Origin of the sequence: Faecalibacterium sp. Marseille-Q4896 (genome assembly GCF_017377615.1) — a bacterium.
GTDB lineage: Bacteria > Bacillota > Clostridia > Oscillospirales > Ruminococcaceae > Faecalibacterium > Faecalibacterium taiwanense.
Genome location: NZ_JAFREG010000015.1, coordinates 1 through 16,897 on the forward strand (window position 1 = coordinate 1; position 16,897 = coordinate 16,897).

Consider the following 16,897-nt stretch of genomic DNA (forward strand, 5'->3'; position numbering starts at 1 on the left):
CGCTGTCATCTTTATGGAAATGCTGTCCGATTTTTTGCTGGTTACAGATCGCTGCACTGCATGGAAAGCATTAAATGGAAATGTCAGCGAAGCCGAATTTCACAATCTTCAGCAGATTGTCCTATGCAAAAATCAGAAAGTTTCCATTGAGAAGAAACTTGCAAGTACGATACTACTGGTTCTGATGATATGTGCAACTGCTGCATTTGTGTGGTTTACCTTTTTGGCTTGACTGAATAATTTTGGTATTTTGAATTCACATTCTTAGAAATCAGTTTTCAAAAGCAAAAATCCGCCGAGGAATCCTCCCGAAAAAAACGGGAAGAATCCTCGGCGGATTTCGTTTATCGTGTTGGCTCTTTTTCGGCTGTGTCTTTTTCCTCTGCAAAAAACATCTCTACATTTTTCTGAGCTTTCATCAACTCCTGCATCTCATCTTGTGCCTTCCGGTAGTCTGGGTATGCTTCTTTCTTCTTTTTCAGAAGTTCAGCGTATTCGATGCTCAAGTCCTTAGTCTTTGGCAGCTTTTTCAATCCAGCTTCATCAAAAGCAGCTTTTGCAGCCTTATGCAGCGTGATTTCTTCCCGGTGGGCTTCCAGAAATCTCTTACTGTACCCGGCTTTGCGGTAGGCATCATAAACCGGACGTGTCCGGGCGTAATTAACGATGTGCGTCCGCAGAACGGCAATCTCGGTCATGCGCGCTTCTGCAGCTTTAATGGAATCGCCCAACTCGTGATAGCGAGCAGTTGCTGCATCCACACGTTCCTGCATTTCTTTAATGCTGCCGATTTTATGCTCCTGTAAGAAAATCAGCGTCTTGGACATTTCTTTCAGATTATATCGCTTTGCCCAGCGAGCATACCCCATGCTCTTTCCCTCGGTCAGCTTTGCCTGAATGTCCACCAGCATCTGAAACTTTTGTTCCGGTACGATGCGCTTCTGCTTCTGCCGGGGATGGTGTTCGGCTTCCCCAGAGATAACAGCTTTCAGTTCTTCTTCACTATATCCTGCGCCCAAAGTGCGGAACCGGATGAATCGCTTCTGCCGTGCGCCTTTGACGGAGGTGTATTTTCCACGCTTGACCTCATAACCCTGCTGCTCCAGTCCTTGCAGAAAATCTTCGTAGTCTTTGGGCTTTTCCGCCAGAACAGTGTCAATCACGCCACATAGACGGTCACGATTGCTTTCTTTGGGCGGGTAGAGTGTGCGCTTCTGCCGCTCCCGATAGGGCTTTATCTCAATGACGGAAAGCTGATGCTCTAAGCAGATCAGATCGCTCAACCGTTGCACAGCCAGCCCGGACAATAAAAAATCCCGGAATTTCCGGATGCTGTCCAACGCAGTGGAGTTGTAGATAATGTGATTATGAATGTGTTCCCGGTCCGTGTGGGTTGCAACGATAAACGCATACTTGCCTTTGGTGAAACGCATTGCCAGCTCATAACCCACCTTGTTGGCTTCTTCGGCGGTGATCTCGCCGGGTTTGAACGACTGCCGGATCTGATAGGCAATCACGTCACTTTTTTGTCTGCGCCCAGTGACAAGTTCATACTGCCGTTTGGACAGCATAAATTCTTCATCCACCGTCAAAGGACTGCATTCGTAACTGCTGACCAGTTCGCCCTGCTGTGTCTTGTCCGGGTTCTGGGCGTAATCCGTGCGGCTTTTCAGGCAGGCCGCAACGGATTTCCCCTTGTTTTTGTGCAGTGCAATCAATCTTGTTGCAGCCAGTTTGACCACCTCCCGGCAAAAAGAAAATGCCGCACAGTGGCGGCATAAAAATTTTATAATTCTGCAATCCAGCCGCTGAACCATTCCACGGCTTCTACAATGACCGTTCCGGCGGTGAGGAGCAGGAAGCAGCCAAACTCCGCCACCAGCAAGATCAAAAACTGCATCCACTCCTGGCAGTACAGTGTATAAAGGCCGCAGCCGAAAATATACAGCATGGGCAGTGCCAGCACAAACGCCGACAGGTTCAGCGTCCATTTCAGCATCAGTACCAGAAATGCACTCAGGAGAACCACAGGAAACAGGAGAACTCTTGCTACGAATTTCATATTGACACCGCCTTTCTGCTTTCAGTATATGGATAGAGCATGAGCCTGTCAATGGTGTTGCCGCCTATGTACCCCCGCAGCCCTCCAACTGCGGGGAGAAATTTAGAGATCAGCCAGCCGGGAAAGAATCTGCCGACCAATCTCAATCAGTTCATCCAGCCGCTGCTGCAGGTCCTCCATGTCGGCGGCATAGACCCGACCATTTTCATTGGCGGCTTTGGCGTACTGATTCAGGTTGTTGCTGCACATCTGCAAGAGATATGCCATGCGTTGCAGGTCTTTCAAGTCAAGGTGCAGGCAATAGCCGTCCAGTGCCATCTTGCGGATATAGGCACTCAGGCTTCGGATGCCCATGCTGAGCATTTTTTCATAGATACGGTTCTTTTCTGTTTTGCTCAAGCGCAGGATGATGGTTTCATCCCGTTTTTCCCTCACCGGGCATCACCATCCTTGTCGTAATAACTGCGGAAGGGCTTCACCGGCTCCGGCTTGTCGGATTTTTCTTCCAGAGCCGCCAGCACCGAGGGGCGGCGAGGCTCGTCCTCCTGTTCTTCCTCGTCCTGTTCCGGCTCGTGGCTCTTTTCGTCCACATCCAACTGAGCGTTCAGCTCTGCAAGCCGTGCTGATTTTTCAGCCAGTTCTTCCTCCTGCGGGAAGGGCTTTTCCACCTCAATTTGCGCCGCCGCCTGCTGCTGATGCAGGGTATCCAGTTCGTTTTCTGCGGCGGTGATGCGTTCCGGGAAGTTGTTCAGGGAGTTATCCAGACGGATGATGTTGCCCAGTGGGTCGGTGCCCAAAGGCACCGTGTACTTTCGCTGCCCCTTCAAAAGTGCCTGATACTCCGTGCGGAAGGTGTCGAACCGCAGGGACAGCTCAAAGCCCCGGTAGCTGCCGATCACTTTTTCTTCGGCGTTGGGCAGTTCGGAACAGGCGAGCACCAGACGTTCGCCGGCGGTCTTTTTCTCGTCGTAGGTCACGCCCCTGATGGTCATACCGCAGAACTCCTCCTTGCCCTGCGGGTGGGCGGCGGCAAGCTGCGCGTCCGCTTTCAGCCCGGCGATGTGGGCGTTCGTTTCCTGAATGTCAGCCGGGAATTTTGTCAGCAGCTTGTCTTGCAAGCGGAATTTCTGGCTCTGGTGGTCGGCTTTCAGAACCTTGAGTTTTGCGACCTGAACATCCAAATCCATCTTCTCCTTGATGAGCGGATTTCCGGCACACAGTGCCTTGATTTCGGCGTAAGATAGCGCCTGCTCATCCACATCCTCGCAGGAGCGCACCGGGGATTTTGAAGTCATGATTTGGCTGATAAACCGCTGTTTATTTTCCAAAGTTTGGAACAAATAACTGTCAAATGTCCCTTCCGTAACGTAATTGAACACCTTGACTTCCTTATTCATATTGCCCTGCCGGATGATGCGACCATTGCGCTGGGTCATGTCGCTGGGCTTCCAGCCAACGTCCAAGTGATGCACCGCCACAAGCCGGGATTGCACGTTGGTGCCCGCTCCCATTTTTGCCGTACTTCCGAGCAAAACTCGCACATCGCCGGAGCGCACTTTGGAGAACAGCGCCGCCTTTTTTGCTTCGGTGTCAGCATTGTGGATAAATTCGATCTCGTTTTCCGGCACACCGGCGGCGATCAGCTTTTTGCGAATGTCATCGTAGACGTTGAAATTGCCATCGTTTTTCGGTGTCGAGAGGTCGCAGAACAAAAGTTGGGTCAACTTCTGTTCTTTACCCTCCTCCCAGATTTTCAACACATTTTGAACGCATACGTTCAATTTGCTGTTGGGATCATCTGGCAGCATGGGGTTCATCAAGCGAACGTCCAAGCCGATTTTGCGCCCATCGTTTGTGACGCAGAGCATATTGTCCACGGAGGCATCCACTGCACCGGAGTGGATTTCTGCAGCACGTTTGCTCAGTTCCTGCACCATTTCCTTTTGAATTTCGGACGGCTTTGCCACCACGGTTTCAAACTTTGCGACCGGCACCGGCAGATGAAGCTGGTCGCTAGTTTTAATGTCCGCAACCTCCTTGAACATGGACATCAACTCAGGGAGGTTGAAAAACTTGGCGAACCGGGTGCGGGCACGGTAGCCGGTACCCTCCGGGGCAAGTTCAATGGCCGTGGTCGTCTCACCAAAGGTGGATGCCCAGCAGTCGAAGTGCGTCAGCTTTTTCTGCTGCAAGGTGCTGTACTGGAGGTACCGCATGACCGTGTACAACTCGGTCATGGAGTTGCTCACCGGGGTGCCGGTAGCGAATACCACGCCACGCCCGCCGGTGATCTCGTCCAGATAGCGGCACTTGCCGAACATATCGCTGGATTTCTGGGCTTCGCTGGTGGATAATCCAGCGACATTCCGCATTTTTGTGGTCAAAAAGAGGTTCTTGTAGAAATGGCTCTCGTCCACAAAGAGCCTGTCAACGCCCAGTTGCTCAAAGGTGATTACATCGTCCTTACGCTCATCGGAGCGCAGTTTTTCCAGCTTGGTTTCCAGCGTTTTCCGGGTCTTTTCCATCTGCTTGATGGAGAAATTCTCGCCTGCGTGGACTTTCAGCTCATTGATGGCGGCAAGCGTTTCATAAATTTGCTCCTGAATAATACGCTCCTGCCGCTCAAAGGACAGAGGAATGCGCTCAAACTGGCTGTGCCCAATGATGACAGCATCGTAGTCGCCGGTGGCGATGCGGGCGCAGAATTTTTTGCGGTTTGCGGTCTCAAAATCCTTGCGCCGTGCCACCAAAAGTTTGGCGTTGGGGTAGAGGTTCAGAAAATCCGATGCCCATTGTTCCGTCAGATGGTTGGGCACTACGAACAAGGATTTCTGGCACAGCCCCAGCCGTTTCGCTTCCATAGCGGATGCCGCCATTTCGTAGGTCTTGCCCGCGCCCACTTCGTGTGCAAGCAACGTATTACCGCCATAAAGCACATGAGCAATGGCGTTGCGCTGGTGCTCCCGGAGGGTGATCTCCGGGTTCATGCCCACGAATTTGATGTGACTTCCGTCATACTCACGGGGACGGGTAGAGTTGAACAGCTCGTTGTACTGCTTCACCAGCGCAATGCGCCGCTGGGGGTCTTGCCAGACCCAGTTGGCAAAAGCGTCCTTGATGACCTGCTGTTTCTGCTGAGCCAGCATGGTCTCCCGCTTGTTCAACACACGTTTCGGCTTGCCCTCGGCATCCTCAATGGTGTCGTAGATGCGGACATCTTTCAGATTCAGGGTCTCCTCCAAGATCTTGTAGGCATTGGCACGGCTGGTGCCGTAGGTTTCGGAGGAGATAATATCCCCTCTGCCGGTGGCAGTTTTGCCCTCCACGCGCCACTCTGCGGTATAAGGAGAATATCTCACCTTGACTGCATGGCGCAGATAGTAGGGAATCTGGAACGTCTCGGTCATAAACTTCTGGATAATGTCCGGGTCCAGCCAAGTAGCACCCAGCCGTATATCAATTTCAGATGCTTCCAGTTCTCTGGGCTGCGCTTTGGTCAGTGCATCCACGTTGACGGTAAATTCCGGGTTCGTCTCAGCGGCGAACTGTGCCATCCGCAGCTTTGCCCGGACATCGCCAGACAGGTACTCGTCTGCCATCTGCCAGCCGGCTTCCGGGTCAGTGGGGTCGGCGGCAGGGTCCTTGAAGATCACACCGGAAAGTTCGGTGGTAATGCGCCCAAACTCACCGGGAGTGCCCAGCAGTTCTGCCATATAGCGCAAATCCACTTTGCCATGCTCACCAATAGATACCGCCAACGCTTCGCTGGGGGTATCCACGCTGGTAACGGTACGCTCCGGGCGGATAGTGCGCTTGGTGAACATTGCAGCCTTGCTCTTGAGCTGCCCCTGCTCGTCCAGATTTTCCAGCGAACACAGCAGATAGTAGGAGGAATCCTGCTCAAACAGCCGCCCATTTCTGCGGTCGTTCAGCAAGCCATATTTGGCGGTAAAGGCATCGTAGGCGGCGTTCAAACGCTCCTGCGTTGCCTTGATGTCCTCGTCCGGGTAGTCGTTCAACTGCTGGTCAATCAGGTCATTGACGATCTGCCGCAGCTCCACCATGCCGGTGACACGCCCCTTGGCAGTGTCGGAAAGTTCCACCTGCGTCATCACGGAGTTTTCCCGGTAGAACACCTCACCGTCCACCACCGTGTAGGAGAAGTTTTTCACATCCGGGTCAGCCGGGAGAATATGCTTCTCATTTTCGGCATCCGCAATATCTGGTGTTTCTACCTCAACTTCGGTGTACTGACCCTCAATATGCTGTACCGCCTCAGCAAGCTGGTCTGCAAGGTTTGCACCCTCGATGGGAGCAACGGTCAATTCCTCTCGTCCATACTGGGTGCTTTCGGTGGAGAGTACGCCCAGAATCATCTCCGGGTGGTCCACGAAATACTGGTTGATGGCAAAGCCGTCCTCGGTCTTGCCGAGCTGCACCCAGTCCGGCTCATGGTCGATGGGGCGGTCACGCTTTTGCAAAAAGATAATGTCGCTGACAACATCTGTGCCAGCATTGGCACGGAACGCATTGTTCGGCAGACGGATGGCACCCAGCAGATCGGCACGTTCTGCCATGTGCTTGCGGGCGGTGCTGTCCTTGCTGTCCATGGTGTAGCGGCTGGTAACAAAGGCAATAATGCCGCCCGGTCGCACTTGGTCGATGGCTTTCGCAAAGAAATAATTGTGGATGCTAAAACCAAGTTTGTTGTACGCCTTGTCGTTGACCTTGTACTGACCAAATGGCACGTTACCCACCGCCAAATCGTAGAAATCACGACGGTCGGTGGTCTCAAAGCCCGCCACGGTAATGTCAGCCTGCGGATACAGTTTTTTCGCAATACGCCCGGTGATGCTGTCCAGCTCCACGCCGTATAAGCGGCTGTCTGCCATGCTGTCCGGCAGCATTCCAAAGAAGTTGCCCACGCCCATACTAGGTTCCAGAATGTTACCGCTGTGGAAACCCATGCGCTCCACGGCATCGTAGATACTACGGATGACGGTAGGGCTGGTATAGTGGGCGTTCAGGGTGCTGGAACGGGCAGCAGCGTACTCATCCTCGGAGAGCAGCCCTTTCAACGCTGCATATTCCTTTGCCCAACTATCTTTGCCGGGGTCAAAGGCATCTGCCAAACCGCCCCAGCCCACATATTGCGAAAGCACCTGTTGCTCCTCGGCGGTGGCACCCCGGTGTTCCTGTTCCAGCTTGAACAGGGTACGGATGGCTTCGATGTTCCGGGCGAATTTCTGTTTGGGGCCTCCGACACCCAAATCATCATCCGTGATGTGGAAGTTTCCGGCAGGTTCAAGTGTGGGGCGTTCCGCTTCAACTGTGGGCGATTCTGTGCTTATCGTCTGAATTACAATGTCAAACGGCAGATTGTTTTCCTTGGCGGGGTATACGGCAACCGTTTTTTCAGTACGAACTGGCCGGGTAGAATTTGGTTCGTTCTGCCGCAAGCCCTCCTCGAATTGTTTCTTATTGATAACTTCGTTATCCCATGACTGTCCGTGCGCACTGGTGTCGATGCGAACATCCGTTTCACCGACATAGCCAATTTTCCCCTCGATGGTTCGGGTAGGAAGGTCAATGATAGCATTGTCACCGACCTTGTAATCGGGCAGGGGGTGTCCCATCATATCCTGCTCCTCGTACAACTCCCGGACAACTGCCAGCGGTTCCTCCCTGAAAATAGGCATCCGCATTTCTGCCAGTGCCACATCCTGCATGGTCACGCTGTCCTTATCGAAGTTGACGTTATCCACCCGGAAAGCGCGCCCCTCCATGTGGATGGTAGTGCCCAGCGGCAGATAGTCCTCTCGGCGAAGATACTTGGTTTGGTGGTGGGTGCCATCCTCGTTCAGCCCGGCAAGATAGACGTTCTCGCCGCACTGCCACAGCTGCTTGGCACGGTGCGCCCACTGGTCGCGGGGAAAGCCGATGACCGGGACGGTGCCCAGTGCTGTTTCTCTTTCCAGAAGTTTGCCGCCCAGAAGTTCACTGACTTTTTGCGCGTCATCTGCGTAAAACTCAAACTGTCCGTTCTGCTCAAAGCCCACCAGCGCATCCGGGTGCTGCTCCTTCAGGGCATTGTACTCGGTGGCGGCATCCAGCGGCAGCAATGCCGGGCGTTCCTCCGCCTTGCTGTGGTAGTGCTCCAGTTCTTCATCCGTGACACTGACCAATTCCGAAAAATCCAGAGCTTCCAGTTCAGTTTCGGTCAGATCTTCCAGACTTTCGTACTGCCGCTCGTCGATCAGCACTTCACCCAGATACCGTTCCACCCGGTATCCCACCAAATCCACATTAACTTGAATAGGAATATCCTCATCGGTGGCGTGGGTGTAGGCAATGCCGATCTTGGACAGGTCAGAAAAGTCCGGTTCAGAATCATATTCCTCCAGACAGAAATCCCGGATCAGGTTTTTGGCATGGGTCAAGGTAGCATCTGGCTCTACGGTGATGGGCACAGGGGGCGTGTAATGCTCCTTTTCTTTGTCCGTCAGATAACGGTCGGACTGGATCATCAGGTCGATATACTTTTCCACCTGCGTCCAGCTTAACGTGAATTTCTTGTGTTCGGGGTAATGGTCAAATTCCATTCCTCTCCCATCGTGGTTCACAAAGCCCCGGCTTCCGTCCAAAAAATCGTGGGAGTGCCCACCGATACCGTACTCCTTTGCCAGAGTCTTGGCACGGAGGCTGCGGTCAGGCTGGGTCTGGTACATTGCCATAATGCGCTGTTTACCGCCCATAAATCCTGAACCGTGCTTGCGCAGTTCGTTCTCAATTTCCGCTTGAGATAACGAAAAAGCGGAGGGCGTTTTTTCGCTCTCCGCTTGGTCGATTTTTTCAATTTGCTGGACTTCGGTGGGAATGTGGGCATCAAAGAAACTTAACTGTAAATCAATTCCATCAGCACCAGTTCCTCTGCCTGTGCCCGCAGGCTGTTCATCTGCTGCACCCATGCCATCTGATTCTGCTCCTTGTCCGGGGCCGGGTTCTGCTTCAGCAGTCCCTGCATGGTCTGCTGCATCTGGCTCTCTGCCGTCTGCTCCACCTCCATCAGGTGCGGGTACAGGCTCCCGTTCAGGAGCATCGTGTTGTACAGTACCGGGCGATGGTTCATCAGGTACGTCCGGCGCAGCCTGCCGTACTTGCCCAGCGGCTTCCGGGGCTGGTTCAGGGTTAGGTTCGGGAGCTGGTAGTCCCCGACGGTCGAGTAAGTCACGTTCCTGCTGTTCGTATTCATATTGGCTCCTTTCTGCATTGCGGCGGCGAATGGTTGTTTTTACGGTGCGCTCGATGTTACGCAGCACCTCCCGGCTCATGTCGCTGACTGCTGCGCCGAGGGCGTAGACACTATCCGGGGTTGAGAAATTGTAGATTGCCTGAAAATCGTCCTTGTCGAACCACCCGGCAGGCTCAATGCCGCAGCGTTCCAGCAGCGTGTAGGTGACGCTGATGGCGGCGGCAGACTTGAACTGCATCTCCACCCCGGCTTCATCATAATCCATCAAGAGCGAACCGTCAACGATGGCACGAATGTCCCCGCCGTTGTTGTCCCAGTAATCCGCCACCAGTTTCCCCGCAACATCCGCAAGCTGCTGGCTGACACGCTCTCCGCTGATGCCGTAGGTCTTGCTCAACATTTCCGAAACCGGCTGCACCAAATCGGGACCGAGCTGCCACACCTCCGGGTCACGGGAATTGCGGCGCACCCCGGTGTCGCTTACGTCAAAGACGTAGTGCAGCCGGGGGAATCCGCTGGATTCGTCCAGCAGGGCGATGCCCTTGGCACCCCGGCGCACATAACGGTTCATCCGGTTGTTCCAGATGTCAAAGTCGGCGCAGGCGGTGGCATCCGGGCGCTGGGCGTAAATCATCAACTGGTCCGCAAAGGGATACTTGTACAGTCGGGATGCGGTGGTCAGGTAGTCCGTCCAGCTTTCCCAGTACCGGGTCAAGCCGTTGGCTGTGCGCTGGGCAAGGGCGAGATATTCTTCGGTTTTGCTTGGCATTTTGGCCTCCTTCCGTTTTTGAGCATAAAAATAGCGGGCAACCGTTTTGGAGCTGCCCGCTGGAAAGTGTATTGAGATAAGATTATTTGCTATTGTCCTTTATGTACTTCATAACGCAGCACCCCATCACGATGACAGGAAGCACTGTTCGTAAACCGAGGTCGCCGACCCGCACATTTGCATCAATCACAAGTCCTGCAAACCATGCCGCTAAAGTGAAAACAGTTGCCCAACCGTAACTCATAGAACTGTACTCCTTCATATGTGAATATTCAAAACTCTCTTCTCAGCTTCAGCTTTCATAGCTGCCCGCAAGGAACTTACATTTATTCGACTCGAATGTTTACCGGATTCAGTGTAAGGTTGCCTCCGCCCGCCACCTTATACCATTTGCCTCTTTCGAGTTTGATTCTTTCCGTTACGCCATATGTAATATATCCGATTCTATATTTTTCTCCAGTCTCTACATCGGTAAAGACCACCTCAGTATCACAATCACCGCTCACTTTTACAGTTCCCCAAAGTGGCTGTATTTGTTCTGTCTTTATGGTGCCTTCATCGTTTGAAAGGGTGAAAGTATGGCTTCTCTGAATATTGATATAAATCGCCACCAGAAAAACCGTTGCCAGACATAAAGCAAACCTTCTTGTTTTCATCGAAACACCTCCTGCAAATTCGGTTTTATCGAATCATATCACATAAGCGGACTCTTCAAACTTACAGCTCAGTTTCCACCGCAAGCTGCTCCTGTTTTTCTTTTTCATCAGCGATTTGGACATCAACATCTTCGCGCATCTTTTTTAGAAGTGCAAGGACTCGCTTGATTTGACCTTTGGTATTCTCTACTCTGCTCTGTGCCTGATTGATGTGATCCAGAACTGCCCAGTCTGCAAAGAGCCCGTCAAAGAAGAAATCCGCAAATTTTAGAAAGCTGTCCACCGTAACCTGAAGGTCGGCGGCGATTTCAACATCGGAAAGTTCAGTTTTGAACCGCCGCAGTTCCACTTGAAGCTGTTCGATTTGTTCCTGCGCATCGTCCAGTTCCTCATACTTGGCAAGATCAGCCATCAAACCGCCGCCCATTACGTCCCATGTACTCCAGCCCTCGGCATTGTCGAGGGTTTCCAGAACTTCATTGACCGTATGCAGGGCGGTCTTTCCTGCGTTGATGGCCTCCAGCAGCTCCCGTTTTTGGACTTTCAGTGCGGCAATACGGCTTTCACTTTCCGCAACCAGCTGTGCGGCAGGGTGGGCAGATGCTTTGATGCTTTTGATTTTTTCGGAAAGAGCAGCTTGATACTGCCTTTCGCAATCGGACAGCCGTGCCAATCTATTTTGAATCTGCTCCAAGTCGGCATCAACGGAAGAAAGGTCATGGAGAGCCACATCGTACTTGACACGGGCTGCATAGGCTTCTTGCCGTTCCTTGTCCAGCTTCTCATCCATCTTTCCGATGACCTGATAGAAAAATGTGGCAAGGCTGTGTCCCTCCAGACGGTCCACGTCAGCCTGTTCCGCCAGCTTGGATTTTTCCAGCTTTTTCAGACGATCAGCAAGCGTATCTCTCTGGGCGGTCAGCTCTTTCTGTTTTGCTTCGCAGCTTTTCTTTTCAGCGACCTGCTGCCAAAGTTCTTTCAACGTAGAATCATTCATATGGAATGTCCTTTCCCGGCATTACGTTTCTTCATTCAGAAGCTGGTTCAAAAAATGCTGCCGATTATTTACAAATGTTTTGGTGATAACGTAGCTGTCCGTATCTTCATACTGACAAGGATGAATCGCGCCATTGTCGAAGCTAAAAATTTCAGCATCAGGCATTCCGAGGAGAATGGGTGAATGTGATACTATAATGAATTGCGCCCCTTCTTGGGCACACCGATAAATGTTGATCAGTAACGTGAGCTGCCTCTGCGGGGATAGAGCAGCTTCCGGCTCGTCAAAAATATAGACCCCATCTGCACCCATGTAGTCCTGCGCAATGGCGAGGAAACTTTCACCGTGTGATTTTTGGTGATAGCCTTTGGAGGGGTGATTGTCATCGGAATAGTCAATTTCCTTGGTGGCTACATTGTAGAAGCTCTCTGCCCGGAGAAAATACCCGAACTTTGGTCTGCGATACCCTTTGGAAATCGTCATAGCCTCACATAGTTCCGAATGGGAGTTGTATGTAGAAAATGAATAGTTCTTCGTTCCACCCTCCGCGTTGAAGCCGTAAGCAACAGCGATTGCTTCCAGAAGCGTGGATTTTCCGCTTCCGTTTTCGCCAGCAAAGAACGTAATGGGCTTATGGAATGTAAAAGTGTCGATTCCGCTGATGGCAGGAATTTGACGAACATAATTGTATGGGCGAACTCTGTTCCAGTCGATGGTCAGCCCTTGGATAAACAGATCGTTCATGCAGCACTCCATACTATATAATGTAAGAAACACTTAGTTCCGCTCGAATCCAAGATAACGGGTGCCCTGAAAACTCAGCTTTCCAATGTCGCCCTCCACAAGCATTCCGTAGTCCGAACCACTTACGGTAAGCTCCATGCGGTCGCCGCTCTCTACCTGAAAGGTCACATAATAGGTCGTGAACGTATGCGCCATCGTATCGTCTGTATGGTGGCGAGAAACTTCCGTTCGCTTTGCCACAACCGTTGCCGGAACAGTCAGCCGCGGCGAATGGTTGTTTTTATTCCATGTGCTGATATTTCCGATGATGGTGTATAGGATCATACCCAAAACCACAAGGAACAGGATGGGAAACAGAATGCTGAACAGCATATCAAATCCAGCGTAAAACATTTCACTCCTCCAAAATTTCTTTCAGCAGGTCCTTTACATCGTCCAAAAAAGATTCTTCTCCGAGGGTGTTCACCTTGAAGAACACCGCCTGACTGCCGCCGGCGGTGATGGCAGACAGCCGAATCGGACTGTCCGCATTCTGGAACATGGTCAGTGTCAGACTCAGGCGGTTGCCGCCCATCATGCTGTACCGTTCAAACACACGGACACTGCACCGTGCATCGCCCTCTTTGAAATCACTGCCTGCCTCTAAATCTGCCGACCAACTGCTGTCCGGGATTTCATTTTCCAGCTTCCGAAGCAGCTTGTCAAAATTTTTGTTTCGGATGGTCTTTTCAAAGATTGCCATAATGGTTCCTCCGTTCTGACAATTAAAAATCGGTCCCTTATTTTTGATACGAGCAGAGCCACAGGAAAATTGCGGAGAAATCGCTTGAAGAAAGGAATTTTGTCTGATTTGATTATAGCATATCTTTTGGAAGAACAAAATACTTTATGTACGCCGCCCGCAGGCGGCAAAAGTCAATCCAGTGGAAATTCCAGTTCGGCAAATTCCGCATCGGTCAGCAGTTTCAGCTTTTCGATAACACCCTCGGACAGTTCCCGCAGGGCGGTTTCATCCGGCATCAGGTAGCACTGCATCAGCCGCAGTTCGTGGATAAGCCCCAGCCGGGTGCCGGTGTTGTAGAGCATCATCAGCATGAGTTCCTCATGGTCAAAGTTCATGGGCATCCCTCACTTTCCGGCAGGCGGCAGGATTGCACTCCGGGGCATCGCATTTTTCCTTGAGATTCATCAGCACCGAAGGACGTTCCGGCTTTGTATCCAGAAACCCCGGCAGTTCTTTGAAGCCGATGCTGTCCACATAATGCACAGACACCTCGCCATTGCGTTTAAGTGCGATCACATCGCTGACCGACAGGCTGTGCCCCTCAAAATCCTGCGGACGGGAGAGGTTGAACATCTGAAATAGTTCTTCCAAAACCTCGTTGTTCGGCACATCCTGCCACATGGCGGGCAGATCAGCATAGTAGGTGACCTCGTAATGCTCCGGGTCTGGCGTTTTGCCCCGACGATGCAGTTCCCGCATGGAAGCAAATCTTTCATCGAGGATTTTTTCGTCATGCCGCAGCTGCATCACCATATAAACATCGCACCCTGCGTTCAGAAACTTCTGCGGGATGTCCGTCATGGGTTCATCGTCAAAATTCTGGTTCCATTTTTGCTGCATCATCCACCTCACAGTTCCGGTGCAGAACGTGCAGAGGATTTTGGCGCAGACGTATCACTTGCCAGTTCTGCCAGCTTTTCCAGTGTGGAAGGGCGATGGTCTGCACCCAGTTCCTCGGCTTCCGCAACCTTATCCATGACGGCATCGTAGTCCTGCAACAGCCGCCGCCCCTTTTCCATGTGGTGTGCTTCCAGAATCTGCTCACGGGCTTCCTGAATGGTCAGTTCCGGGGCATCCAACTGCCCGCCGTCCATCACGGAAAAATCGCTGTGGTAAATGGTGTAGTCCCATCCATCCTCACAGGACTGGATGGCAAGATAACCTTTGCCACCCAGTTCCCATGCGGCCTGCTCGTCCTGTGTCTGAATTTCGGGGTAGAAGTCTGCATGGTTCCGCTCCATGACCTCGACAAACTGGCAGATGTGGAACACATTGCCCAGACCGCCCATGTCAAAGTGATAATCATCCAGATGTTCCACCCGTGCCGTAAAACTGCGCCCATCCGGGTAATCCACCTGAATCACGCCACCATCTGGAATGCGATAGAGGTCATCATAGTGGCTGTTGATGAGACGAATATCCTTCGGCAGCGTTTCCGGCTCCCAGATGCGCCGCCTGCCGATGCCCGCCTGCGGGATGTTTTCGAGGATCTTTACGCTTTCCTGTTGGATGGCCTTACGGTCATCGTCCGAAAGTTCAAACAGATACCAGTTCCGGGCGGCAGAAATGGCGTTCCTGCCATCGGGCGGCAGGTTCTTTTCCGAGATCTGCCCGCTTTCCAGCGGCTCACCAGTTACCTTGTTATAAGTGGCAAAGCCGACCCCTGCACCGTTTTCCCGGAGATGCAGATAGCGTTCATCGTTGATAAGGTAGACCGCTTCTTTTATCTGCTCCATCAGCACCCACCTTCAAATTCCAGCGAAAACTTGCTGCGGCCATCGGCTTCACAGGACAGCAGCACGGTGGCATTGTAGGTCTTGCCCTTGGCACTCTTGCAGTCCTTCAGGCGGACACGGCCATCCCGCAGCAGCTTGTCCGCCACATGGGAATCCAGCCGCTTGCCCAGACGCTTGAAGAACGCATTGTCTTTCCAAAGCACGAAGCGGCACTCCCGGTTCTCGCAGAACCAGCCCTTTTCACGCTCCACAACCTTTGCACCGCAATTCGGGCAGACACCAATAATCTTGCTTTTCATAAGTGCATTCGCTCCTTTTTTCATTTCCGTGTTCTTTACCAGTTCGGTAATCATCGTATTGATCTCGGTCATAAATTCGCTCGGCTCCATTTCGCCACGCTCGATTCGCAGCAGCTTTGTTTCCCAATCGGCGGTCATTTCCGGGGATTGGATTTCTTCGGGCATTACGGTAATAAGGGCTTTTCCCTTATCCGTGGGCAGCAGCACCTTGGTTTTCTTGTTGCCCTTGCGTTCCAGAAAGCCCTTCTGCACCAGCTTTTCAATAGTTGCGGCGCGGGTGGCCGGGGTGCCGATGCCCTGACGTTCCACACCCTCCGGCATACTGTCTGCACTGGCGGTTTCCATCGCATGAAGTAGAAGGTCCTCGGTGAAATGCTTCGGCGGGGACGTTTGCCCCTCTTTCAGTTCGGCGTTGAGGATGCCGCACTCGTTTTCCGCTGCATTGGGCAGGGCGGTGAGTTCTTGCTTCCGGTTCAGGATGTCTGCCAGCACCTTGCGCTCCACCGCTTTCCAGCCTTCTTCCAAAATCTCCTTTCCCTTGGCGGTAAATTCCTCCCCGGCACATTCGGTGGTCAGCAGGGTCTCCAGATACCGGAAGGGCTTGCTCACCGCCATCAGCGTCCGGGCGATGATGAGCTTCAGGACATTCTGCTCCCCCTTGGGCAATGCGTCCAGATCGGCTTGCAGCATACTGCGAGTGGGCAGGATAGCGTGGTGGTCGGTGACTTTTTCCCGGTTGACGGTGCGCCGTGTCCGGGGCACAGCTTCATCCACATCTTCCGGGGTAATGTCGAGAAAAACCTCCAGTGCCTCGGTCAGTTCTTCCAGCATTTCCTCGTCATCGTCGGTGATATAGCAGCTATCAGTTCGGGGATAAGTGGTAAGTTTCTTCTCATACAGGCTCTGCACATAGTCCAGCGTCTGCTGTGCGCTGTACCCCAGCAAGCGGTTGGCATCTCGTTGAAGGGTGGTTAGGTCGTACAGCGGCGGCGGATTTTCGGACTTTTCCTTGCGAGTGATGCGCTGGATCGTTGTCACCATCTCCTTTCGGCAGGCTTCCATCAGCTTTTCAGCAACGGCTTTTTCAGGAATGCGGCGGCTGGATGCCGTGCAGCCGCTGGTCAGTTCCAGATCTACCGTGTAGAATTTTTCCGGCACAAAGGCGGCAATGGCAGCTTCCCGCACCACCGTCATGGCAAGCACCGGGGTCATAACACGCCCCACCGCCAAAGGCTGGTTGTACAGGCATGAAAAAAGCCGGGACGCATTGATGCCGACCATCCAGTCGGCACGTTCCCGGCATAAAGCCGCCTCATACAAGGCATCGTATTCAGTTGACGGTTTGAGATGGGCGAATCCTTCCCGAATGGCGTTTTCCTCCATGCTGGACAGCCACAGGCGGAAAACGAGCTTTTTACAGCCCGCTTGCTGGTAGACCAAGCGGAAGATCAGTTCTCCCTCGCGCCCTGCGTCTGTAGGATAGTTCTCGGAGGTGACTTTTCTGACATTGTTACTCGATGGCATCCAATGGGCCGATAAAGCGGTAGAAAATCTGGATTTTCTGGACGTATTCGCCATCGACCTTTTCCGCTTTGGAT

At 52.6% G+C, this 16,897-nt stretch carries 15 protein-coding genes and 1 pseudogene; 1 reads left to right on the forward strand and 15 read right to left on the reverse strand.

Annotated features, from left to right (window positions below):
• A pseudogene (locus J3348_RS13885) lies at window positions 1–232 on the forward strand (hypothetical protein); the annotation flags it as partial.
• A 112-nt stretch (window positions 233–344) separates the two neighbouring features.
• Here the strand turns inward: J3348_RS13885 and J3348_RS13890 are convergent.
• The 15 genes from J3348_RS13890 to J3348_RS13955 form a co-directional block, all read right to left on the reverse strand.
• A complete protein-coding gene (locus J3348_RS13890; protein ID WP_207699194.1) occupies window positions 345–1,733 on the reverse strand; it encodes a relaxase/mobilization nuclease domain-containing protein in 1,389 nt (462 codons plus the stop codon).
• A 53-nt stretch (window positions 1,734–1,786) separates the two neighbouring features.
• Entirely contained in the window at window positions 1,787–2,062 is a 276-nt protein-coding gene (locus J3348_RS14335; RefSeq protein WP_097785779.1) for a hypothetical protein, read from the reverse strand.
• 102 nt (window positions 2,063–2,164) lie between these two features.
• Complete coding sequence (mobC, locus tag J3348_RS13895) at window positions 2,165–2,497, reverse strand: plasmid mobilization relaxosome protein MobC (protein ID WP_097785780.1); 333 nt, start codon at window positions 2,495–2,497, stop codon at window positions 2,165–2,167.
• A complete protein-coding gene (locus J3348_RS13900) occupies window positions 2,494–8,247 on the reverse strand; it encodes a DEAD/DEAH box helicase family protein (protein ID WP_242703018.1) in 5,754 nt (1,917 codons plus the stop codon). The genes mobC and J3348_RS13900 overlap by 4 nt, the downstream gene beginning before the upstream one ends.
• Window positions 8,248–8,957: 710 nt before the next feature.
• Window positions 8,958–9,314, reverse strand: coding sequence for a TnpV protein (locus tag J3348_RS13905; RefSeq protein WP_207699186.1), 357 nt, complete (start codon window positions 9,312–9,314; stop codon window positions 8,958–8,960).
• Between the two features lie 851 nt (window positions 9,315–10,165).
• Window positions 10,166–10,327, reverse strand: coding sequence for a hypothetical protein (locus tag J3348_RS13910; protein ID WP_015537708.1), 162 nt, complete (start codon window positions 10,325–10,327; stop codon window positions 10,166–10,168).
• Between the two features lie 82 nt (window positions 10,328–10,409).
• On the reverse strand, window positions 10,410–10,739 hold the full coding sequence (locus tag J3348_RS13915) for a hypothetical protein (RefSeq protein WP_207699187.1): 330 nt from the start codon (window positions 10,737–10,739) through the stop codon (window positions 10,410–10,412).
• A gap of 61 nt (window positions 10,740–10,800) precedes the next feature.
• Complete coding sequence (locus tag J3348_RS13920) at window positions 10,801–11,736, reverse strand: hypothetical protein (RefSeq protein ID WP_207699188.1); 936 nt, start codon at window positions 11,734–11,736, stop codon at window positions 10,801–10,803.
• A gap of 21 nt (window positions 11,737–11,757) precedes the next feature.
• A complete protein-coding gene (locus J3348_RS13925; RefSeq protein ID WP_207699189.1) occupies window positions 11,758–12,480 on the reverse strand; it encodes an AAA family ATPase in 723 nt (240 codons plus the stop codon).
• Between the two features lie 33 nt (window positions 12,481–12,513).
• On the reverse strand, window positions 12,514–12,873 hold the full coding sequence (locus J3348_RS13930; RefSeq protein ID WP_207699190.1) for a DUF2500 domain-containing protein: 360 nt from the start codon (window positions 12,871–12,873) through the stop codon (window positions 12,514–12,516).
• Between the two features lies 1 nt (window position 12,874).
• The gene (locus tag J3348_RS13935; protein ID WP_207699191.1) at window positions 12,875–13,222 is read right to left on the reverse strand and encodes a DUF6054 family protein; all 348 of its coding nucleotides are present in this window, start codon (window positions 13,220–13,222) and stop codon (window positions 12,875–12,877) included.
• A 173-nt stretch (window positions 13,223–13,395) separates the two neighbouring features.
• Complete coding sequence (locus J3348_RS13940; protein WP_117533916.1) at window positions 13,396–13,599, reverse strand: transposon-transfer assisting family protein; 204 nt, start codon at window positions 13,597–13,599, stop codon at window positions 13,396–13,398.
• Window positions 13,589–14,107: a YodL domain-containing protein gene (locus J3348_RS13945; RefSeq protein WP_223389933.1), complete on the reverse strand. Its 519-nt coding sequence runs from the start codon at window positions 14,105–14,107 to the stop codon at window positions 13,589–13,591. Before J3348_RS13945 ends, J3348_RS13940 begins: the two co-directional genes overlap by 11 nt.
• Before the next feature lie 5 nt (window positions 14,108–14,112).
• Complete coding sequence (locus tag J3348_RS13950) at window positions 14,113–15,000, reverse strand: LPD16 domain-containing protein (protein ID WP_207699192.1); 888 nt, start codon at window positions 14,998–15,000, stop codon at window positions 14,113–14,115.
• On the reverse strand, window positions 15,000–16,739 hold the full coding sequence (locus tag J3348_RS13955; RefSeq protein ID WP_242703017.1) for a DNA topoisomerase: 1,740 nt from the start codon (window positions 16,737–16,739) through the stop codon (window positions 15,000–15,002). Before J3348_RS13955 ends, J3348_RS13950 begins: the two co-directional genes overlap by 1 nt.
• Window positions 16,740–16,897: the final 158 nt, after the last annotated feature.

Excerpts from the sequence above, each read along its gene's own strand:
- J3348_RS14335 (WP_097785779.1), bottom strand. The coding sequence starts at position 2,062 with ATGAAATTCGTAGCAAGAGTTCTCCTGTTTCCTGTGGTTCTCCTGAGT.
- J3348_RS13905 (WP_207699186.1), bottom strand. The coding sequence starts at position 9,314 with ATGAATACGAACAGCAGGAACGTGACTTACTCGACCGTCGGGGACTAC.
- J3348_RS13910 (WP_015537708.1), bottom strand. The coding sequence starts at position 10,327 with ATGAGTTACGGTTGGGCAACTGTTTTCACTTTAGCGGCATGGTTTGCA.
- J3348_RS13915 (WP_207699187.1), bottom strand. The coding sequence starts at position 10,739 with ATGAAAACAAGAAGGTTTGCTTTATGTCTGGCAACGGTTTTTCTGGTG.
- J3348_RS13920 (WP_207699188.1), bottom strand. The coding sequence starts at position 11,736 with ATGAATGATTCTACGTTGAAAGAACTTTGGCAGCAGGTCGCTGAAAAG.
- J3348_RS13925 (WP_207699189.1), bottom strand. The coding sequence starts at position 12,480 with ATGAACGATCTGTTTATCCAAGGGCTGACCATCGACTGGAACAGAGTT.
- J3348_RS13930 (WP_207699190.1), bottom strand. The coding sequence starts at position 12,873 with ATGTTTTACGCTGGATTTGATATGCTGTTCAGCATTCTGTTTCCCATC.
- J3348_RS13935 (WP_207699191.1), bottom strand. The coding sequence starts at position 13,222 with ATGGCAATCTTTGAAAAGACCATCCGAAACAAAAATTTTGACAAGCTG.
- J3348_RS13940 (WP_117533916.1), bottom strand. The coding sequence starts at position 13,599 with ATGAACTTTGACCATGAGGAACTCATGCTGATGATGCTCTACAACACC.
- J3348_RS13945 (WP_223389933.1), bottom strand. The coding sequence starts at position 14,107 with ATGATGCAGCAAAAATGGAACCAGAATTTTGACGATGAACCCATGACG.
- J3348_RS13950 (WP_207699192.1), bottom strand. The coding sequence starts at position 15,000 with ATGGAGCAGATAAAAGAAGCGGTCTACCTTATCAACGATGAACGCTAT.